We start from the raw sequence: 20,286 nt of genomic DNA, 5'->3' as shown, positions 1-20,286 counted from the left end.
TGCGGCAGGAGGGTCGATCGCCCTGTGTGCGGCGAGGTGTCCGAGGCGGTAACCTTCGGTGATTCCGGCGCCCGGGCGCCCACCGCAGTACCGACCACCGACCCCGGCGACGGAAATCCCGTTGCCACTACGACCGCCGCAACGGATGCTGACCTCATGTTCGAGCCAGTGATAGCACCCAGTGCCAGCCTCCTCGGCCTCCTTCAGCGAGGCCGCGGTGACGGGCAGCTCCACGCGCTGGCCGCCGACCGTACCGACGCCATCGCCGCGCTCCAGGAGTGCGTCACCAGGGACCCGAGAGCCGACTGGCAGGTCGAGAACCGCTCCCTCTACTACGCGCGCCTCTACATGGAACTGGAGGCGCCGCTCGACGGCATCGAGGACCACCTCCACGACCCGGAGGACCTCCTCGACGACGACGAGTACCGCACCGGTCTCGCCCTGTCCGTCCTGGGCCACCTCGCCGCGTACGGCCGGCGCGACGCGCTGCTGATGCTGCGCGAGTACGCCGCGACCGGCACCAACTGGGCCTGGGCGCTGGACGAGCTCGCGCTGCGCGACGACGACCGCGGCCTGCTGCTGCTCGGTACCGCGGTGCTGGACCGGTTCCCGCCGGGCCCCGAGGGCGACGCCGAGCTGCGTGAGTTCATCCGCGGCGCGTACGAGCCACGGCCGTGGCGGCTCTGGGCGGCCTACCACCCGCGGGTCGCGGCGGCGAGCGAGCAGTCCCCGTTCGACCTCTGGCAGCGCCAGGTGAACCGCACCGGCGTGACCCCGGGCTGGTCCACCGCCGACGTGCTCGTCTGGGCGGACCAGGGCGAGCTGGGCGGCCTCGGCGCCGCCGCCTTCGCCGGCCGGCCCGACCGCCCGGAGCCCGCCCGCGACGGCGGTGATCCCGCCGGCCCCGATGCCGTGGACCGCAGGGCCGCCGCCGCCGCCCGCTGCCTGGCCGCCGTGGTCCGCCCCGAGGACCGCCCCGCCGTGCTGGAGGCCGCGCGGGACGGACTGCCCGGTGCCCGCCGGGCCGCCCTGCGCTACCTGGTCGACCAGCGGGACCCGGCCGCCGCCGGCCTGATCGAGGCCGCCGCCGCCGATGTCGACGACCGGACGGTGCGCGCCGCCCTGGAACTGATCGGCCGGATGCGCGGTCCCGAGGCGCTGGCCCACGCCCGCCGCTGGGCCGACCCGGCCACCGGCGGCGCGGACAGCGCCCTCGGCGAGGCCGCCGTCCAACTGCTCGCCGACGCCGGGGAGCCCGGCGACGCGGCGCTCGTGGTGGCCGGGCTGCGCCGCTGGATCTCGGTCCGCGGGGTCGGCGGCCCCGGGCTCGGGTCGCTGGTCGACGGTGCGGGGCGGCTTGCCGCCGCCGAGGCCGTCCCCGTCCTGCGCCACATCTACGGCGAGGCCGCCTCCTCCGAGCTGCGCGGCCGGGCCGCCCGCGCGCTCGCCGCGACCGACGTGGCCTTTCCCGAGGGCCCGGCCGTCGAGTGCCTCTGGGACTGCGAGGAATCCACCCGTGAGCTCGCCGCGAGGCACGTCGCCACCACCGGCGACGCCCGCGTGCTGGAGCGCCTGCGCCGCCTCGCGGCCGACCCGGCCGAGGAGGCCGAGGTCCACGCCGCCGTGCGCGGCCGGCTGACCGCCGCCCGCGAGCGAAGTCGGTAGGACCCCCCGACACCACACCCGGGGCGACACCCCCGATCCCGGGTACGACGAAGCGGGCCGGGCACCAGATCAGGTGCCCGGCCCGCTTCGTCGTACCCGGGAGGTCCTCGGTGGAACCGCGTTCTACTTCACCACGCCGGCGTCGGCCGCCAGGGTGCCGGTGCTGACCAGGACGATGATCAGAATGCCCAGCGCCACCCGGTACACCACGAACGGCATGAAGCTGTTGTTCGAGATGTACTTCAGGAACCACGCGATCGCCGCGTAGCCGACCGCGAAGGCGATCAGGGTGGCCAGGATGGTCGGCCCCCAGGCCGGTGAGGGGCCCTCGCCGATCTTGGTCAGCTCCAGCAGGCCGGAGGCCAGCACGGCCGGGATGGCGAGCAGGAACGAGTACCGGGCGGCCGCCTCGCGGCTGTAGCCGAGCAGCAGCCCGGCGCTGATGGTGCCGCCGGAGCGGGAGACGCCGGGGATCAGCGCGAGTGCCTGCGCCATGCCGTAGGCGGCGGCGTGCGGCAGGGTCAGGTCGGTGATCGGCTTGGCGTGCCGGACGGCCCGGGTCCGGTCGGCCACCGCCAGGATCAGACCGAAGACGATCAGCGTGGTGCCGATGATCCGCAGGTCGCGGAGGTTGGTCTCGATGGTGTCCTGGAACAGCTTGCCGAGGATGCCGATCGGCAGCGTGCCGATGATCACGAACCAGCCCATCCGGGCGTCCTGGTGCGAGCGCAGCGCCGGGCGGAACAGCGAGAGCGTCCAGGTCTTCACGATCGAGGCGATGTCCCGGCGGAAGTAGATCAGCACGGCGGACTCGGTGCCGAGCTGGGTCACGGCGGTGAACGCCGCACCCGGGTCGTCCCAGCCCAGCAGGGCCGAGAAGACCCGCAGGTGGGCACTGGAGGAGATCGGCAGGAACTCGGTGAGCCCCTGGATCAGGCCGAGGACGGCTCCGTGGAACCAGTCGATCACCGGACACCCGCCCGGGGTATCCGTCGCTCGATGAGCATCAGCGGTCCTTGTAGGTCGGTGCGGGAGCATGCCGTCGGCATGCACGGGGCACATGCCGATGGCATGCGAACCGCCGGGTCCGCCCGGCGCTCGGGCTGCGCGGGCCCGGCGCGCGCCTGATGCTACGCGGTGAAGGTGACAGCCTCGCTTCCGCCCCCGTTCCGGCCTGCCCGGTCCGTGGGTGGCCCGGCTCCGCTCAGCGCGGGACGGGGCGGGCCCGGACCCAGGTCCGGTCCTCGGTCAGGTGGGCGTCCACGGCCAGCCCCGCCTCGGCCAGGGCCCGCTCGAACGCGGCGGTGTCGAGCGGGCGGGACAGGAAGGTCTGGGTCCAGCGCGCGTCCGGGAACTCGTACTCGACGTGCACCGAGTTCACGCCGTCCCCGACCGGGGTGACCGACGCCACCCGCACCAGCCCGCCCCGGCCCAGCGGACGCTCGCGCGGCACGTCGCGCATCCAGTCCTCGCCCTCGCGCTGCAGCAGCACCAGGCCGTCGTCCGCGACGTGCCGCCGGCAGGTGTCCAGCAGCCCGCGCCGGACGGCCGGGTCGCCGGCGTGCACCAGGAAGGAGGCGAGCAGGACGACGTCGAACCGCTCGCCGAGGTCCAGCCGCTCGATCGGGCTGCGCACCGTCCGGGCGCCCCGGACCCGGGCCAGCATTTCGGCGGACTCGTCCACGGCCGTCACCGTGAAGCCGAGGTCGAGCAGGGGGTGGGTCATCCGGCCCACCCCGCAGCCCAGCTCCAGGATGCGGGCTCCGGCGGGGACCGCCTTCCTGATCACCTCGGGCTCGCCGTTCAGCGGCAGCCGCTCGTACATCTCCACCGCGCACCCGTCCGGGGTGATCGGGCCCGGTCCGGTTCCCTCGTACCCGTTGCGTCGTTCATCGGCCATGCCTCCCATCGGAGCACGGGCGGGCCGGAGGGGGAAGAGGGCGACGCGATGCCCGAACTGCTTGCTCCATACCCCTGGGGGGTATATGTTCGGTGACGACGAACCGAGGGGCACGGCACGGAGCAAGCGGAGGACGACATGGCACATCCCGCACAGCACGAGCACGGACACCTGCACCAGCACGCCGAGCACGGCCACGGCCCCGAGGCGCACGCCGGCCACGCCGGTCACGGCGACGATGGGGCGAGCTGGCGGACCGCCGCCCAGGCGACCCTGCACTGCCTCACCGGCTGCGCCATCGGCGAGATCCTGGGCATGGTCCTCGGCACCGCCTTCGGCCTGCACAACGGTGCGAGCGTGGTGCTCTCGGTGCTGCTGGCCTTCGTCTTCGGCTACGCCCTGACCATGCGCGGAGTGCTGAAGGCCGGGCTGGACGTCCGCGCCGCCGTCAAGGTCGCGCTGGCCGCCGACACCGTGTCGATCCTGGTCATGGAGTTGATCGACAACACCGTGATGGTCACCGTGCCGGGGGCGATGGACGCGGGCCTCGGCGACGCGCTGTTCTGGGTCGCGCTGGCGGGCTCGCTCGCCCTCGCGTTCACCCTGACCGTGCCGGTCAACAAGTGGATGATCGGCCGGGGCCGCGGCCACGCGGTCGTCCACGCCCACCACCAGCACTGACCACGAGCGGGTTCGCCCCCGTCTCCCGGGCTCGGCCGGGAGACGGGGGCCGCGGTGTCCCGGGTCAGGCCCGGTCGAGGGCGGCCAGGGTCTCGCGCAGCCAGGCCAGCTCGGCCTCGGTGGTGGCGCGGGCGATCAGCAGCATCCCGCGTCGGAACGGGTCACCGAACTCCTCGGCACCCACCGGGCGGGCGCCGTCGTAGAAGAAGCTGGCCGGCTCGCTGAGGAAGGCGAGCCGGCGGCGCAGCACGGCGGCCTGTGCCCGCGGGTCGTCGTCGAGGTGGCGCAGGAAGGCCAGCACGGTGAACCAGCGGTTCTCGTCGCTGATGTCCAGGTCCTCCGGGGTGCGGAGCCGGTCGAGCAGCGCGGTCCGGCCGGCCTCGGTGAGGTGGAGGGTGTGTCGGGGCGCCGCCGCCGTACCCGGCTCGGTCGTACGGACCAGCAGGTCGTCGGCCTCCAGGCGTTTGATCGCCGGGTAGAGCGTGCCGTCGCTGATCGGCCGGACGTGTCCGGTGAGTGCGGCGAGGTGGCGGCGCAGCTCATAGCCGTGCAGTGGCCGGTCGCGGAGGAACCCGAGGATCGCGAGCTTCAGCATGGGGCCACTCTCTCAGATCGGGCTGCGTTGACTCGCTGTCGCTATACCTCGGCCCCGAGGTATGGTCCTTCCGTCGCGCGGGGATCCGCGGCGCCCCGCTGGCCGGGCATCCGCCCCCGCGTCAGCCCTGCTCCAGCCCTGCCCCGAGAAGGAGTACGACCATGCGCCAGGCCATCGTCACCCCGAGCGAGGACCGGATCCGCTGGGTGGAGGTGCCCGGTGCCGAGCCGGCCCGGGTCTATCTGCACGGCCTCGGGGCCAGCTCGCCCGTCTACTTCGCCGGTGCGGCGGCCCACCCGCTACTGGCCGGGCGCCGCTCGCTCCTGCTGGACCTGCTGGGCTTCGGCATCAGTGACCGGCCCGCCGACTTCCCGTACACGCTGGAGGCCCACGCCGACGCGGTGGCGGCGGCGCTCGACGAGGCCGGGCTGGCGGAGGTCGAGCTGGTCGGGCACAGCATGGGCGGCGCGGTGGCGATCGTCCTCGCCCACCGGCACCCCCGGCTGGTCGCGAACCTCCTCCTGGTCGACGCCAACCTCGATCCGATCACGCCGGTCCGCCGCCCGGGCAGCAGTGGGATCGCGACCTTCAGCGAGGAGGAGTTCCTGGCCGGCGGCCGGGAGGAGGTGCGGAGGTGGGTCGGGCCGCTCTGGTGGTCCACGATGCGGCTGGCCGGTCCCGAGGCCCTCCACCGCAGCGCCGTCCACACCGCCCGGGGCACCGTGCCGACCATGCGCGAGATCCTGCTGGACCTGGAGATCCCCAGGACGTTCCTCCACCCGCAGGCCGACGGCGAGCTGCCGGGGGCGGAGCGGCTGCGGGCGTCGGGGGTCGAGGTGGTGGCGGTCCCGGACTGCGGCCACAACATCATGTTCGACAACCTGGACGGGTTCGCCGCGATCGCCGCCACCGCGCTGGCCCGTCGAGCCTGAGACCGCTCTGCCCTGTCCTGCCCCTTCGCCGGGTGGCCGCGCGCCCTGGCCGGCGATCGATCCGAAACCGCTCGCCGGAGACCCAGGCTTCGAGCTGCTGCCGGCCCTCCGCGACCGCCGGGCCGGCCTCGCCGCCACCGCCGACCTCCGGCGCGTCCTGCACCGCCGGCTCGACGGGATGACCGACGCCCGAGCGAGCGCCCGGACCCTCGCCCGTGTCCTCCAGGACGCGCTCCGGGAGGTCGGGGAGGCCGCTGCTGACTCCCACTCAAAGCGCTGTCTCCGAAGCCTCGTTGACCAGGTGGCCCCGAGGTGAAGGACGCTGTCCGGGATCAGTAGGATCCACCCGTCCCAGGGGAGGAGACGGGTGTGGGTGCCGACTGGTGCGAGCGGTGCGAGATGTCGTGGTGCGATTGCCCGGCCGACGGGTCGGTGCCGCGACTCGACCGTGCGATGGCGGTGCTGGGTGCCACCTGGGCGGGCTGGCCGACCGGGGCGACGGCCATCGTCTCGCCCACCGGCTACGCCCATCTGCCGGGGTGCTTCCATCTCACGGAGAGCGTCCTCGCCGCGCCCCGGTATGGCTGGGTGACCGAGCCGGTGTCCGGCCACCACGTCACCCGTGCGCAGCCCCTGCGGGCCACCGCGGGCAACCGCGACCGGATCGCCACCAAGTCCTGCCCGACCTGCTTCGAGTGAGCCGCCCGGGGGTGGGCGCCGGGCCCCGTCGACGGCCCCGCGCTCACCCCCGCAGCAGGACGAACCGCAGGGGCGTCCCCGGGCGGGCCTGGGCGGCCGCGGCGAGGTCCGCGGGCGGCACGACGCCCACGACGGGGTAGCCGCCGGTGGTGGGGTGGTCCGCCAGGAAGACCACCGGCCGTCCGTCCGGCGGGATCTGGACGGCGCCCAGCACCATGCCCTCGCTGGGCAGTTCACCGCTGACGGCCCGGCCGACCGGCGGGCCGTCGGTGCGCAGCGCGATCCGGTTGCTCGCCGCCGCCACCCGGTACCGGTCGCGGGCCAGCCGGGCGACCGCGTCCGGTGCGAACCAGTCGGCACGCGGCCCCGGCCGCAGCCGCAGCACCAGCTCGGCCGGGGGAGCGGGCAGGGGCACCAGGTCGGGCGCGGGCCGGTGGGGCGGGGGAGACCCGACCGGCAGCACGTCGCCGACGGCCAGCGGCGCCGGGCCCAGCCCCGAGAGCAGGTCGGCCGAGCGGCTGCCGAGCACCGGGGGCACCGCGATCCCGCCCGCCACCGCGAGGTAGCCCCGTACGCCGTGGGTGGCGGCGCCGACCTCCACCAGGGCGCCGTCGGGGACGACGACGGGCGCGCCCCAGGCGGCGGGCCGCCCGTCCACCAGGACGGCGGCGGGCGCGCCGGTGACGGCGACGACGGCCGGCCCGTGCGCGCGCAGGGCGACCCCGCCGAGGGTGGTCTCCAGCGCGGCCGCGCCGGGCCCGTTGCCGACCAGGCGGTTGGCGGCGCGCAGCGCGGGCTCGTCGAGCGCGCCGGCCCGGGGCACGCCGAGGTGGGCGACGCCGCGCCGCCCGAGGTCCTGCACGGTGGTCAGCGGCCCGGGCCGGACGACCGCCAGCGACCGGTCGACCGAGGGCCCGTCGGCCGCCGTCACCCCGCACCGCCGCGCACCGCGGTGAAGCGGACCCGCACGCCCGGGGCCAGCAGGGCGGCCGGCTCCCGGGAGGTGTCCCAGAGCGGCAGGCCGGTGCGGCCGAGGAGCTGCCAGCCGCCGGGGGAGGAGCGCGGGTAGACACCGGTGTAGGGGCCGGCCAGGGCGACCGAGCCGGCCGGGACGGAGCTGCGGGGGGAGGCCCGGCGCGGCGTCCCGTACTGCCGCGGCAGGCCGGTGAGGTAGCCGAAGCCGGGGGCGAAGCCGCAGAAGGCGACCACGTACTCGGGCGCGGTGTGGATCCGGACGGCCGCCTCGGGGGAGACCTCCCAGAGCGCCGCGACCTCGGCCAGGTCGGCGCCGTCGTAGACGGTGGGCACCTCCAGCAGGGGGCCGGGAGCGGCGCCGGCCGCCGTGGGGCGGGCGGTGCGCAGCAGGGCGGTGAGCGCCCGGACGTCGGCCACGCCGTCGAGCAGGACGGTCCGCGCGGCCGGGACGATCTCCTCCACCGGGGGCAGCTCACCCGCCGCCTGCCGTTCGCGCAGCCAGCCGTACAGCGCGCCGACCTCGGCCGTCCCGGCGACCTCGACCAGCAGCGCCCGCTCGCCGACCGCCCGGACCAGGGGTGCGTCGCCCACCGGGGCGCCCGGGGGCCCGCCGGCGGGTGCGCCGCCCGCCCGGCCCGCCGTCCCGCCGCCGGTCGTCACGCGAAGGGCTCCACCCGCACGCCCGCCGAGGCGAGCGCGCCGCGGATCCGCCAGGCCAGCTGGGCGGCCCCGGGAGTGTCGCCGTGCACGCACAGCGAGCGCGCCTCGACGCCGATCGGCTCGCCCCCGACGGCCTCGACCACGCCGTCCCGGGCCATCGCGACCGCGCGCGTGATGACCGTCTCGGGGTCGTGGATGACGGCGTCCGGTTCGCTGCGCGGCACCAGGGTGCCCGCCCAGGTGTAGGCGCGGTCGGCGAACGCCTCGGCGACCACCGGGAGCCCGACGCCCTCGGCGACCGCCAGCAGCCGCGAGCCGGGCAGGCCGAGCACCGGGAGCGGGCCGTCGCAGACCGCCCCGGCCCGCAGCACGCCCGCGACCACCGCCTCGGCCTGTTCGGCGTCGGTCACCACCCGGTTGTAGAGGGCGCCGTGCGGTTTGACGTAGGAGACCCGGGAGCCCGCCGCGCGGGCGAACACCTGGAGGGCGCCGATCTGGTAGGCGATCTCGTCGGCCAGCTCCTCCGGAGGGACGTCCATCGCCCGGCGGCCGAAGCCCGCCAGGTCCCGGTAGGAGACCTGGGCGCCGATCCGTACGCCGCGCTCGGCGGCCAGCGCGCAGACCCGCCGCATGGTGGACGGATCTCCCGCGTGGAAGCCGCAGGCGACGTTGGCGCTGGTCACCACGGAGAGCAGGGCCTCGTCGTCGGTCAGCGTCCAGCGTCCGAACCCCTCGCCGAGGTCCGCATTGAGATCGATCACCGCATCGGCCACGCCCGTCCGCCTCCCAGCAGCTGTTGAGCCAGATCGTAGGGCCTGCGCGCGACGGCCGTCGCCGCTGCCCGGGTCGCTGCCGGGTGCACGGGTGGGAGCGCCGTCCGGGCGTCCCCCGGACGGCTCAGCCGGCGACGGTGGCGGCGCCCGCGGGCCGGTCCAGCGGCCGGAGCGCGCGCAGCACGACCAGCAGCGGCAGCACGCCGACGATGCCGAACGACATGTCGATGAATCGCCAGTACAGCGGGATGCCCCGGAGCGGTCCGCAGACCAGTGCCAGCGGGATGACGCCCGCGCAGGCGAGGACGGCCCACCGGACGACCCAGATGTTGCGGACCGGGTCCTTGATCGGCCCCCAGAACGCGGCCGCGATGACCAGGTGCGCGAAGGCCAGCCAGTCGGTGCCGTAGGCCAGGAAGGGGTAGCGGGCACCGGTGTCGGCGACGCCGTCGCGGATCCGCTCGATCCACTCCAGGACGCCCGGCAGGTGGTCGGTGACCGGGGCCGCCGGGCCGGTCGCGAGGTCGGCCAGCCAGCGGGTCTCGGTCTCCAGCGGGAAGGCCGTCAGACCGCTCAGGACCAGGCAGACCACGAAGGCCCAGAGCCACCGCCGCACCCGCCGGAGTACGGCCTGTTCGGCCGCGGGCGGGGTTCGGGTCAAGCTGTCGGACGTGCCGTTCATACCGGTCGACCCCCATGCCGAAGAGGAGCTGGGACGGGCTGTCCCACCTGCACGGAAGTGACTCTAGACGGTCGAATTGAACGTGTTCAACTTGCCCCGGGCCTGCCCCCGCGCCCGGGCTCACCCCGGGGAGCCGCACGGGCCGCGCCGCCCGCCGAGCCCCCGCACGCGGAAGGGCCCGGCGCCGCTCCCGGCACCGGGCCCCGCCGTACGACCCCGTCAGGCCGTGTACGTGTACCGGCCCGCCGCGACCGGCGCACTGCTCCCGCCGGCGGTGGTCACCGTCACGTCCACCACGCCGGTGCCGGCCGGGGCGGTCGCCGAGCAGAGCGTCGGCCCGCACGAGTGGAGGGCGGCCGGCAGCCCGCCGAAGAGCACCGTGCCGGCGGCCAGTCCGCTGCCCCGGACGTAGATCCCGGTGCCCCCGGCGGCCGGCCCGCTGCTCGTGGTCAGACCGGTCACCACCGGCGCGGGGGGCGCCGGGGGAGCCGCGCCGGTGTAGTCGAAGGCGTGCGGCGCGGCCGCGGAGCCGCCGGGGGTCACCACCGTCACCGGCGCGCTGCCGGCGCCGCCGGGCGCGGTCACGGTGCAGGTGGTGCCGGTGCAGCCGCCGGTCGCGAGGGCGTCGCCGAACAGGACGAAGCCGTTGTCCAGGCCGGTGCCCGTCAGGGTGACGGCGGTGCCGCCCGTCCCGGGTCCGGTGGTCGTGCCGATGCCCGTCACCGCCGGGACGGGCGGGGCGGCGGCCGGGGTCTGCGGGCCACTGCCGAGCAGGTGGTCGGAGACGTTGTCGGACGGGTCGGTGTCGTTCCGGTTCGCCGCCGTGACCTTGATCGTCCCGGTCGGCCCGGTGCCGTGGGAGGCCACGTAGACCTTCATGAACTCGCTGCGCCCCGGAGCCCGGGTGCCCGTGAAGAAGGCGTCCAGCCGGCGGCCGTCGGGGGAGACCGTCTCGGTGAAGGAGTAGTCGGGGAGCGAGGTGATCGCCGCGCCGCTGGTGGTCAGACCGGCCGGCAGTTCGACGGTGAGGTGGGTGACCCCGGTGAGGTCGGCGGTGCCGGAGGACGTCCAGGTCACCGAGAAGTTGGTGCTGTCGACCGGGAAGATCGGGTAGTTGCCGGCCTGGGTCACGCTGACGTTCGGGCCGGTGGCCGCCGTGCGGGCGGCCGTCGCGGCCGGGGTCGCGGCGCCGGCCGCCGCGGTGCCGGCGGTGAGCGTGGCCACGGCCAGGGCGGCGGTCAGGCCGCCTCGTACCAGTCGGATGATCATATGAGGCATGATGGCCGTGGGGACCGGATCGTGCGGGTACTTTCCCGGAAGCCGGTTCCACCGCCCGCGGTGCGACCGCCTGTCCCGGCCGTCCGTAAGGTCCGTTTCGGTCGATGTCGGTGCCTACCTCTAATCTTGTCCACCGTGACCGCCATCGCTGACCCGCCCACCGAGTCCGGGCCCCGGCCGCCCGCCGGGCCCGCCGCCGCCGCGCGGCCCGCGCCCGGCCCCGCCGCCGACGAGGGCCTGGCCCGCCGGCTCAAGGCGCTGGCCTGCACGGCCCCGCTGCACGACCTGGACAGCCGCAAGGTGATGCTGGCCGGCGAGTACGGCGGCTACGCGATGGCCGAGGTCGGCCTCGCCGCCATCGACCTGGTCACCCTGCACATGGACTTCGACACCGGGGCCGACCGCGAGATAGTGCTCGCCCGGCTGCTGCCCCGGGTCGCCGCCCAGGCCGCCACCCGCCCGACCGCCGAGCACGAGCGGGTCGCCCGCTGGGTGCTGGAGTCGCTGATCAACGTCGGCAGCGTCGACCGCGGGTTCCGCGCCGTCTACGGCACCTTCGGCCAGGACGGCGCGTACGTCCGGCGCGACTACGACTTCAAGCTGATCGAGGAGGTGCCCGGCCCCGACGGCGGCGTCTACCTGCGCACCACCGACGAGGCGGTCAACGTCCTGGTCGGCGCCCTCGACACCGACGTCACCTCCGCGCAGATCGCCGCCGAGGTCAAGCTGGAGGTGCTGATCCGGCGCGGCCGGCTGGCCGACGCCCAGCTCGCCGCCGAGCAGGCCCGCTACCGCACCGTCCAGTACGCCGAGACGCTGCGCCGGGCCCTGGACGCGACCCGGCGCAACGTGCGCGCCGTGGACTGGATGCAGGCCGTCCCCGACCTCATCGACGAGGCGCTCGACCACATCGCCGACCGCTACCGGCACGAGAACGCGATTCTCACCAACATCCGCAAGGCCCGCGACGAGGCCGAGGAGCCCGAGCACAAGCGCCGCGCCGCCGAGCTGGTCGACATCGTCAAGGACTGCATCCGCCGCCACACCCAGCTGCAGACCCGCCTGCTGGAGGCCGGCCCGCTGTTCCGCGCCGAGCAGGACCGCCAGGCCTTCGCCGCGCCCGGCGCCCGCAGCGGCATCGACCTCTACGGGCAGCTGCTCGCCCCCGTGCTGCGGCTGCCGGTGGAGCAGGCCGTCCGGCCGACCGGCGCGTTCTTCACCCGCGGCACCGGTCTGCGCACGCCGGTCTCCGTCCGGGTCGCCGACCTGGTCGACCTGCTGCTCACCCCGCCGGTCGAGCGCGAGCACCTGGGCGCCGAGCTGCCCGATCCGGACCTCGTCGCCACCCCCGACGACAGCCGGTTCACCGAGGCGCAGCTGGAGGCCGCGCTGGTCCTGCTCGACCTGCCCGCCGACGCCCCCCGCCGGCTCTCCGGGCTGCTCGCCGACGCCCGTCGGCAGGATCCCGAACTCCCCTACCTGGTCGCCCTGCTGGCGGTGCACGCGGCCAGCCCGCCGGTCGGCACCGCCTACCGGCAGGGGGAGGAGCGGCTGCTCTTCGCGGTCGACGACGGCACTCCGCTGCGGGACCGCGAGTTCGGCGGCGCCGACCTCATCGTCGGCAGCGCCCTGCTGGACGCGGCCGGCATGGCGGCCGACCGCAAGGACGCCAGTTGACGACCGGACAGCCGACGCACCCCCGGCGCCGCCCCGCGGCAGCCGCGACCGACCGCCCCACCACCCGCACCAGTGGCAACACCCCCGAGGAGCACCGCCCGTGACGACCCACCACGACACGTCCTGGGCACCCGAGGCCGAGCCCGCCGCCCCGGCCCCGATCACCCCGGCCGACGTCGCCGACGCGGCCCGTCTGGTCTCCTTCGGCCTGCAGGCCAAGCTGCTCCCCGCCCGCGACGCCGAGTACGCCGAGCTGGTCCGCCGCCACCGCGAGGACCCGCCCTTCGCCCGTCTCGCCGACGCCGTCGCCACCGGCATGGGCCTGGTCGTCCTGGAGGTCTCGCCGCGCGCCGGCATGGCCGTGGCCGCCGCCGAGGACTCCGTCTTCGCGGTCCGGATGGGCGACTACTCGCGCCGCGCCGCCTCCGAGTCGACCGACCGCTTCCTGCACGGCCTGGCCCACCTCGCCGTCGCCGCGATGGCCTTCCCCCGCCCCGAGGACCTCGCCGACGACGGGTACCTCGGCCGGATCACGGTCAACGGCGTGGACGCCTTCGTCCGCCAGGCCTGCCGCCGGCTGGAGGAGCAGGCCGAGGCCGACGGCGCCAACACCGACCCGCAGAGCGACGCCCCCGGCCTGGAGGCCGCCTGGCGGGTCTGGGCCCGGCGCACCGCCACCGGCGCCACCAAGGACGCCCGCCGGCTGTCCGGCTCCACCATCGGCATCGTCGCCAAGGCCGTGATGTTCCTGGTCGACTCCGGCTTCCTGCAGAAGACCTCGGACGACGCCGGCGGCACCTACCGCACCACCGCCCGCTACCAGCTCCAGGTCCGCGACCTGGCCGGCAGCGCCGCCATGGCCGAACTGCTCGACCTCGGCATCGTCCCGGTCTCCGACGGCACCGCCAGCCTGCTGCCCCCGGACACCGGGGACGAGCTGGTCGCCGACGCGGGCCTGCCGTTCCACGCGCTCTGACCCCGGGCCCCCACCCGGACCGGCCCGCCGCGCCACCGGGCCGGGCACCCCTGACCACGCACTCCTGACCCACCCGCACTGGAGAACCGCCGCACATGTACGAGCTCAACCGGGTCCGCCTGTACTCGATCGGACCGGCCGGCGCCCGCTACGCCGACACGGTGCTCGACCTGCGCGGTGTCGGCGAGCCCGTCTCCGACCCGGCCCCCCAGCAGATCGGCCTCTTCGGCGAGGAGCCGGACGGGCCGATCCGCCGGCCCGCCCCCGCCGGGGTGCTCTTCCTGGAGAACGGCGGCGGCAAGTCCGTCCTGCTCAAGCTGATCTTCTCGGTGATGCTCCCCGGCCACCGCAACACCCTCGGCGGTGCCAGCTCCGGCGTGCTGCGCAAGTTCCTGCTGGCCGACGACTGCGGCCACGTCGCCCTGGAGTGGCAGCACACCGTCACCGGTGAGCCGATCGTGGTCGGCAAGGTCAGCGAGTGGCGGGGCCGGCAGGTCTCCTCCGACCCGCGCAAGTTCGCCGAGACCTGGTACTCCTTCCGCCCCGGGCCTGGCCTGACGCTGGACTCCCTGCCGGTCGCCGAGCGGGTCAGCCTGGCCGGCGACCAGAAGGCCCGCGGCCGCCGCCGCACCATGAAGGGCTTCCGCGACGCCCTCACCGAGGCCGGCAAGGCCCACCCCCACCTCGACCTGGTCTTCGAGGACGGCCACGACCGCTGGACGGAGCACCTCGGCGAACTCGGCCTCGACCCCGAACTCTTCCGCTACCAGCGCGAGATGAACGCCGACGAGGGCGAGGCGGCGGGCCTGTTCGCGGTCAAGCACGACAGCGACTTCACCGACCTGCTGCTGCGCGCCGTCACCGACACCCGGGACACCGACGGCCTGGCCGACCTCGTCCACGGCTTCGCCGCCAAGCTCGGCCGCCGCGCCGAGCTCACCGCCGAACGCGACTTCACCGCCGGCTCGCTGGAGCTGCTGGAGCGCATCGCCGAGTCCACCATCGCGCGGGAGACCGTCCGCGAGGCCCACCGCACCGCCGAGCGCCGCACCCGCCGCCTCGCCCACGCCCTGACCTCGCGCGCCGCCGCCGAACGCGACCGCGCCCAGGACCTCTCCATCGAGGTCGCCGCCGCCGCGAGCGCCGTCACCGCCGCCGAGGCCGACCGCACCCGGCACACCCTGATCACCGCCGAGCTGACCCACCGGCACGCCACCCTCGGCCTGGCCGCCGCCACCACCGAGGCCGCCGCGCTGCGCCGCGAGCTCATCGACGCCCGCACCCTGCACTCCGCCTGGCAGGCCGCCGAGGCCGTGCTGCGCCAGCGCGCCGCCGCCGACCGGGTGGCCAGGGTCGCCGCCGCGATCCGCGAGGCCGAGCTCGACGCCGCCCCGGCGCTCGCCGCCCGCGCCCGCGCCGCCACCGCGCTGGCCCGCGCCCTGGAGAGCGCCGCCGCGGCCGCCGAGGAGCGCGCCGACACCGAGGAGCAGCGCGCCGGCGAGCTCCAGGCGGACGGCGCCAAGGCCCAGTCCGACGCCACCGAGGCCGCCACCGCCGCCCAGAAGGCCCGCAGCGAGTCCGACCACCTGCGCCAGCGCCTCGCCGAGGTCGAGCGGGAGACCGCCGCCGCGGTCGAGGCCGGCTGGATCGACCCCGGAACCGCCGAGCCCGACCCGGCGCGCGCCGCCCTGCACGCCGCCGACGTCGAGAAGTCCGCCGCGGCCGCCCTCGCGCAGGCCCGCACGGCCGCCGAGGCCGCCGCGGCCCGGCTGCGCGAGGCCGCCGCGGCCACCGGCCGGGCCGAACTCGCCGAAGCCCGCGCCACCGACGCCCGCAAGGCCGCCGCCCAGGCGCTCGCCACCGAGCAGCGCACCGCGGCCCTGCTCGCCACCGAGCCCCGGCTCGCCGACCTGCTCTCCCTCACCCCGTACCAGGATGACGCGGACGAGGCCTCCGGCTTCCTCACCCCCGCGGTCCTCGACCGCTCCGCCGAGACGCTCCGGGAACTGCTCGACGACGCGATCGCCACCGCCGAACGCACCCTGTTCGACCTGCGCACCGCGGCCGCTGACGACTCCCGCATCCTCGCCGCGCTCGGCGACGGCGGCCTGCTGCCGCCCGGCCCGGATGTGCTCGCCACCGTCGAGTACCTCGCCGAGCACGGCATCCCCGCGCTGCCCGGCTGGCGCTACCTGGCCCAGTCGGTCGACCCGGCGGACCACGAGGCGATCCTCGCCGCCCGGCCGGAGCTGGTCGACGGCGTGGTGATCACCGACCCCCACTCGCTGGACCGGGCCCGCGAGACGCTGTACTCCGCCGCGCTGCTGCCGCGCTCCACCGTCGCGGTCGGCGCCGCCGCCGCGCTGATCGCGCCCATCACCGGCGAGCCCGCCTTCTTCCTCGTCCCGCCGAACCCGGCCATGCACGACGAGACCGCCGCCGACGGCGAGCGCCGCGAGCTGCGCTCGCGCGCCACCGCCCGCGAGGAGCACATCCGCGAGCTGGCCGCCCGGCTGGGCGGCGACCGCGCCCTCGCCGCCCGCCTCGCCTCCTGGCACGCCAGCTGCCCGCCCGGCACCCTCGCCGAGCTGGCCGCCGCCGCCGAGGCCGCCCGCGAGCACGCCGAGCAGGCCGCCGCCGCGCTGGCCACCCTGCGCGCCGACCACGACGAGGCCGAGGGCGACCACGCCGCCGCCGCGTTCGCGCACGAGGAGCAGCGCGAGGCCGCCCAGCAGGCCCGGCGCCGCGCCGACGCCCTCTCCGGCCTCGCCTTCCGCCTGCGCGAGCGCGCCGGCTGGACGCGGAGCCTGCGCGAACTCGCCGAGGACGCGACCGAGTGCGACCGCCGCCAGGCCCAGTGCGCCGAGCGCGCCCGCACCTGCGACGAGGACCGCCGCGCCGCCCAGCGCGCCGCCGACGACGCCCGCCGCACCGCCCGCACCCTGCGCGCCGAGCGCGCCGAGCTCCCCGCCGCCGAGCAGGCCGACGAGCCCGCCGCCGCCCCCGTCGCCCTTCCCGCCCTGCGTGAGGCCTACCGCGCCGCGTCCCAGCTGTACGAGAAGGTCGGCGTCGGCGCCGACCTGCGCGCCGAACAGGCCCGGGCCGAGGGGGACGAGGCCGCCGCCGCGACCGAACTCGACCGGCTCACCAACAAGGTGCGCACCCGGGCGGAGGAGCTGCTGGGCAGCCCCGACGGCGCCGACGGCCCGGCCCGCCAGGCCGCCGCCGCCCGCGCGGAGGAGCTGGTCGCCACCATCGAGGCCCGCGCCGCCGCCGCCAGCGAGCAGCTCGGCCGGCTGCGCGGCGAGGCCGAACGCTCCGCGCCCGCCGACGGCGAGGCGCACACCGAGCTGCCCGAAGACCTCGTCCCCACCGACCCCGAGCACGCCCAGGTCCTGCTGCGCACCGCCACCACCCGGCTGGCCGAGCGCCGCGAGAGCGTCGACGCCGCCCGCACCGCCCATGCCGACCTGCAGCGGACCTTCGACGCCGCCCAGGCCGCCGCCGCCGACTTCGACGAGCACGCCGGGCAGCTGCGCGACGGCCTGCGCGAGCACCCGGACGAGGACGGCCGCCCGGTCGGGCCCTACCTGGGCCCGCTCGCCGACGCCCGGACGGCCGCCGCCGAGGCCCGGCGCGCCCTGCGCACCGCCGCCGGCGAACTCTCCTCCGCCGAACTCGCTGTCCGGGACGCCTCCGACGCCCTCGTCCGGCACGCCAACGCGGCGCGCTACGAGGCCGTCCGCACCCCGGCCCGCCAGCAGATCCGCGAACTGCCCGCCGCCGCCCTGCCCGACCACGCCGCCGCCTGGGCCACCGCCTTCGCGCCCCGGCTGCGGGTGCTGACCGACGAACTCGCCCAGCTGGAGCGCAACCGCGGCTCGATCGTCGACCGGCTGCGCGGCCTGGTCGAGTCCTCGCTCACCACGCTGCGGGCCGCCCAGCGGCTCTCCCGGCTGCCCGAGGGCCTGGGGGAGTGGTCCGGCCAGGAGTTCCTGCGGATCCGCTTCGAGGACCCGGACCACGCCACCCTGGTGGAGCGGCTGGGCGAGGTGATCGACGAGGCCACCCGCGCCGCCGTCCGGAAGAACAGCGACCTGCGCCGCGACGGGATGTCCCTGCTGCTGCGCGGGGTCGCCGCCGCGATCGGGCCGCGCGGCGTCAGCGTGGAGATCCTCAAGCCGGACGCGGTGCTGCGGGCCGAGCGGGTCGGCGTCGGCCAGATGTCGGACGTCTTCTCCGGCGGCCAGCTGCTCACCGCGGCCATCGCGCTGTACTGCACGATGGCCGCGCTGCGGGCCAACGACCGGGGCCAGTCCCAGCTGCGGCACGCCGGCACGCTCTTCCTGGACAATCCGATCGGCCGCGCCAACGCCACCTACCTGCTGGAGCTCCAGCGGGCGGTCGCCGACGCGCTCGGCGTCCAGCTGATCTACACCACCGGCCTGTTCGACACCACCGCGCTGGCCGAGTTCCCGCTGGTCATCCGGCTGCGCAACGACGCCGACCTGCGGGCCGGCCTCAAGTACATCTCGGTGGAGGAGCACCTGCGCCCCGGCCTGCCCGCCCCGCAGGACCCGGACGGCCCGGCCATCCACGGTGAGATCACCGCGACCCGGATGTTCAAGCGCCCGGTGGAGGCCCCGGGTCAGGCCTGACCCCCGCTACCCCGGCGCCACCGGCCCGCCTACCGTGGGGGCATGCTGACGATCGCTCACTTCAGTGACATCCACCTCGGCCAGGCGTGGCGCCGGGACGGCGGCGCCCGCGCGTACCGGCGGGCCGAGCGGGTGATGGCGTACCTCAACGCCCTGCCGGGCCCGCTGGACGCCGTCCTGGTCACCGGCGACCTCGCGGACCACGGCCGGCCGGCGGAGTACGAGCAGGCCGCCAAGGTGCTGGTCTCCCGCCACCCGGTGCTCACCTGTCCCGGCAACCACGACCGGCGCGCGCCCTACCGGGAGGGACTGCTGGGGGAGGCGCCCGCCGACGGCCCGGTCAACCGGCGGCACGAACTGCCCGGCGCCGACCTGCTGCTGCTCGACTCGTCGATCCCCGGCCGCGACGACGGCCTGCTCGACGACGGGACGCTGGCCTGGCTGGACGCCGAGCTGGCCGGGGGCCGTCCGGACCGGCCGGCGCTGGTGGCCTTCCACCACCCGCCGGTCGTCCTCCACCTGCCGACCGTCGACCCGATCCGCCAGTTCGGGGAGGAGCGGCTCGCCGAGGTGCTGGCCCGCCACCCCCGGGTGGCCGCCCTGCTCTGCGGCCACTCCCACACCGGCGCGGCCACCGTGTTCGCCGGTCTGCCGGTGCTGGTCGCCCCGGGTGTGGTGTCGACCGTCACGCTGCCCTGCGAGGGCGGCCCCGGGATCAGCTTCGAGCAGCCGCCGATGCTCGCCTTCCACGTTCTGGACGACGACGGCCGGCTCACCACCCACTACCGGGCCGTCGTGCCGGCCTGACCACCCACCCGGGCGCCCTGCGCGGTGGGCACCCACGACTGGGGCGCCGTCCCGGTCGGGGGGCCCGCCGGGCGCGGCACCGGCCGGACCCCGGCGGGCGCCCGGCTGCCGGCCATCGGCGAGGCGGAGTTCGGCCCGCGCATCCGCTGGGCGGCGACCTGGCGCGAGATGAGGATCTCCAGCAGGCACCACATGGTGCCGAACACCCCGAGCCCCATGGCCATCAGCGCCGGCGTCATCAGCCAGCTGTCCGCGTACGAGCCCAGCGCCGCGACGACCAGGCCGACCAGGGTGAAGGACAGGCAGAGCACCGCCCGGACGGCGGCTGCGCGCACCTCGTCGGGCAGGCGACGGCGGCGACGGCGTGCGGATGGCATCGGGCGACCCCCAGGCGCGCTCACGACGGCGGGACGGGCGCGCCGGAACGCGCCCCTGCGCACCACTCTGCCCCGTGGTACCCGAACCATGCGCGGGAATCAGCCGAACTGGCGTCAAATCGTGTGATCTGCACCGGAAACCGCGCCCCCCGGGCGAATCACCCCAGCTGCTGGTCGAGCTCCGCCAGCGCGCCCTCGGCGATCGTGCGCATCGCCCGCTCGGCGTGGGCCGCGTCCCCCGCGCAGATCGCCTCCGCGACCTCGCGGTGCAACCGGATCGCGTACGGCTCGGGCTGATGAGGCATCAGATGGTACTCCGTGCGGCCGGTGAGCACCGCACCGACGGTGTCCCCGAGGTGGGCGAACATCTCGTTGCCGGAGGCCTTCAGGACGGTCGCGTGGAAGGCGATGTCGTGCCGGAGGAAGGTGGTCAGGTCGGCGGCCCGCGCCGTCATCGTCAACTCCCCGGCGAGGGAGAGCAGTTCGCGGCGCTCGTCGTCACTGGCGTGCCGGGCGGCGAGCGCGGCCGCGGCCGGCTCCACCGCGACCCGCAGCGAGCCGAGCGAGCGCAGCTGCGCGGGCCGGTCGGCCCCGGCCAGCCGCCAGCGGATCACCAGCGGGTCGAAGACGTCCCAGTCGGACTTCGGCTGGACGGTGCTGCCGACCCGCCGCCGGGAGGCGACCAGCCCCATCCCCTCCAGGATCCGCACGGCCTCGCGGACCACCGTCCGCGACACCCCGTACCGCTGCTCCAGCTCCTCGGCGCGCAGGACCGCACCCTCGGGGATCTCACCGGAGGCGATGGCCGGTCCGAGGTCGGCGAGCAGTCGGCCGGGCAGCCCCTGGATCTCCATCCGGCCAGCCTAGAGGGCCCGGCCGGCCCGCTCGCCGGGCGGCCCCCGCAACGCGCAAAAGTATGACGATTTGGTTTCCGGCACTTGAATACGTCAT

The 20,286-nt window shown here is 76.1% G+C and carries 18 protein-coding genes; 8 read left to right on the top strand and 10 right to left on the bottom strand.

Going from position 1 to position 20,286, the window contains the following annotated elements; genetic code table 11:
- Positions 1–156 precede the first annotated feature (156 nt).
- A complete protein-coding gene (locus tag ACZ4UX_RS29630) occupies positions 157–1,665 on the top strand; it encodes a HEAT repeat domain-containing protein (RefSeq protein WP_465708878.1) in 1,509 nt (502 codons plus the stop codon).
- 123 nt (positions 1,666–1,788) lie between these two features.
- On the opposite strand, the gene ACZ4UX_RS29625 is transcribed toward ACZ4UX_RS29630, so the two are convergent.
- Both ACZ4UX_RS29625 and ACZ4UX_RS29620 read right to left on the bottom strand, forming a co-directional pair.
- A complete protein-coding gene (locus ACZ4UX_RS29625; RefSeq protein WP_329492356.1) occupies positions 1,789–2,631 on the bottom strand; it encodes an undecaprenyl-diphosphate phosphatase in 843 nt (280 codons plus the stop codon).
- 238 nt (positions 2,632–2,869) lie between these two features.
- Positions 2,870–3,565 (bottom strand): class I SAM-dependent methyltransferase, encoded by a 696-nt coding sequence (locus ACZ4UX_RS29620; protein WP_465708877.1) that lies wholly within the window; start codon positions 3,563–3,565, stop codon positions 2,870–2,872.
- Between the two features lie 138 nt (positions 3,566–3,703).
- On the opposite strand from ACZ4UX_RS29620, the gene ACZ4UX_RS29615 reads away from it, so the two are divergent.
- The gene (locus ACZ4UX_RS29615) at positions 3,704–4,246 is read left to right on the top strand and encodes a DUF4396 domain-containing protein (protein ID WP_465708876.1); all 543 of its coding nucleotides are present in this window, start codon (positions 3,704–3,706) and stop codon (positions 4,244–4,246) included.
- A 64-nt stretch (positions 4,247–4,310) separates the two neighbouring features.
- Here the strand turns inward: ACZ4UX_RS29615 and ACZ4UX_RS29610 are convergent, their stop codons facing one another.
- On the bottom strand, positions 4,311–4,841 hold the full coding sequence (locus ACZ4UX_RS29610; protein WP_352295061.1) for a PadR family transcriptional regulator: 531 nt from the start codon (positions 4,839–4,841) through the stop codon (positions 4,311–4,313).
- A 161-nt stretch (positions 4,842–5,002) separates the two neighbouring features.
- On the opposite strand from ACZ4UX_RS29610, the gene ACZ4UX_RS29605 reads away from it, so the two are divergent.
- Together ACZ4UX_RS29605 and ACZ4UX_RS29600 are read left to right on the top strand one after the other, a co-directional pair.
- Complete coding sequence (locus ACZ4UX_RS29605; protein ID WP_465708875.1) at positions 5,003–5,773, top strand: alpha/beta fold hydrolase; 771 nt, start codon at positions 5,003–5,005, stop codon at positions 5,771–5,773.
- Between the two features lie 369 nt (positions 5,774–6,142).
- Positions 6,143–6,472 (top strand): hypothetical protein, encoded by a 330-nt coding sequence (locus tag ACZ4UX_RS29600; RefSeq protein WP_329490846.1) that lies wholly within the window; start codon positions 6,143–6,145, stop codon positions 6,470–6,472.
- A gap of 43 nt (positions 6,473–6,515) precedes the next feature.
- On the opposite strand, the gene ACZ4UX_RS29595 is transcribed toward ACZ4UX_RS29600, so the two are convergent.
- From ACZ4UX_RS29595 to ACZ4UX_RS29575, 5 genes are all read right to left on the bottom strand, one after another.
- Positions 6,516–7,403 carry a 5-oxoprolinase subunit C family protein gene (locus ACZ4UX_RS29595; protein ID WP_465708874.1) on the bottom strand — a complete coding sequence of 296 codons (888 nt, stop codon included), beginning with the start codon at positions 7,401–7,403 and terminating at the stop codon, positions 6,516–6,518.
- Positions 7,400–8,038: a 5-oxoprolinase subunit PxpB gene (gene pxpB, locus ACZ4UX_RS29590; protein WP_465708916.1), complete on the bottom strand. Its 639-nt coding sequence runs from the start codon at positions 8,036–8,038 to the stop codon at positions 7,400–7,402. The genes ACZ4UX_RS29595 and pxpB overlap by 4 nt, the downstream gene beginning before the upstream one ends.
- A gap of 65 nt (positions 8,039–8,103) precedes the next feature.
- Entirely contained in the window at positions 8,104–8,880 is a 777-nt protein-coding gene (locus ACZ4UX_RS29585; RefSeq protein ID WP_352295067.1) for a LamB/YcsF family protein, read from the bottom strand.
- A 124-nt stretch (positions 8,881–9,004) separates the two neighbouring features.
- Positions 9,005–9,541: a hypothetical protein gene (locus tag ACZ4UX_RS29580; protein WP_465708873.1), complete on the bottom strand. Its 537-nt coding sequence runs from the start codon at positions 9,539–9,541 to the stop codon at positions 9,005–9,007.
- Positions 9,542–9,781: 240 nt separating this feature from the next.
- Positions 9,782–10,831 (bottom strand): IPT/TIG domain-containing protein, encoded by a 1,050-nt coding sequence (locus ACZ4UX_RS29575; protein WP_465708872.1) that lies wholly within the window; start codon positions 10,829–10,831, stop codon positions 9,782–9,784.
- Positions 10,832–10,975: 144 nt separating this feature from the next.
- Here ACZ4UX_RS29575 and ACZ4UX_RS29570 point away from each other — a divergent pair, with 144 nt between their 5' ends.
- The 4 genes from ACZ4UX_RS29570 to ACZ4UX_RS29555 all read left to right on the top strand — a co-directional run bounded on the left by ACZ4UX_RS29570 (position 10,976) and on the right by ACZ4UX_RS29555 (position 18,958).
- Entirely contained in the window at positions 10,976–12,517 is a 1,542-nt protein-coding gene (locus tag ACZ4UX_RS29570) for a hypothetical protein (RefSeq protein ID WP_396491343.1), read from the top strand.
- 100 nt (positions 12,518–12,617) lie between these two features.
- Complete coding sequence (locus ACZ4UX_RS29565) at positions 12,618–13,493, top strand: hypothetical protein (protein ID WP_329490851.1); 876 nt, start codon at positions 12,618–12,620, stop codon at positions 13,491–13,493.
- A gap of 95 nt (positions 13,494–13,588) precedes the next feature.
- On the top strand, positions 13,589–18,151 hold the full coding sequence (locus ACZ4UX_RS29560) for a hypothetical protein (protein WP_465708871.1): 4,563 nt from the start codon (positions 13,589–13,591) through the stop codon (positions 18,149–18,151).
- A gap of 42 nt (positions 18,152–18,193) precedes the next feature.
- Positions 18,194–18,958: a phosphodiesterase gene (locus tag ACZ4UX_RS29555; RefSeq protein WP_465708870.1), complete on the top strand. Its 765-nt coding sequence runs from the start codon at positions 18,194–18,196 to the stop codon at positions 18,956–18,958.
- Here ACZ4UX_RS29555 and ACZ4UX_RS29550 read toward each other — a convergent pair.
- Positions 18,934–19,335: a hypothetical protein gene (locus tag ACZ4UX_RS29550; protein ID WP_465708869.1), complete on the bottom strand. Its 402-nt coding sequence runs from the start codon at positions 19,333–19,335 to the stop codon at positions 18,934–18,936. The two genes, ACZ4UX_RS29555 and ACZ4UX_RS29550, sit on opposite strands and share 25 nt — an antisense overlap.
- Positions 19,336–19,493: 158 nt before the next feature.
- Positions 19,494–20,189, bottom strand: coding sequence for a FadR/GntR family transcriptional regulator (locus ACZ4UX_RS29545; protein ID WP_465708868.1), 696 nt, complete (start codon positions 20,187–20,189; stop codon positions 19,494–19,496).
- Positions 20,190–20,286: the final 97 nt, after the last annotated feature.

The sequence above is a fragment of the Kitasatospora sp. NPDC028961 genome (assembly GCF_055564815.1).
Note: the sequence above shows the minus strand (reverse complement) of the source record. Positions and strands in the feature narration are given on the sequence as shown.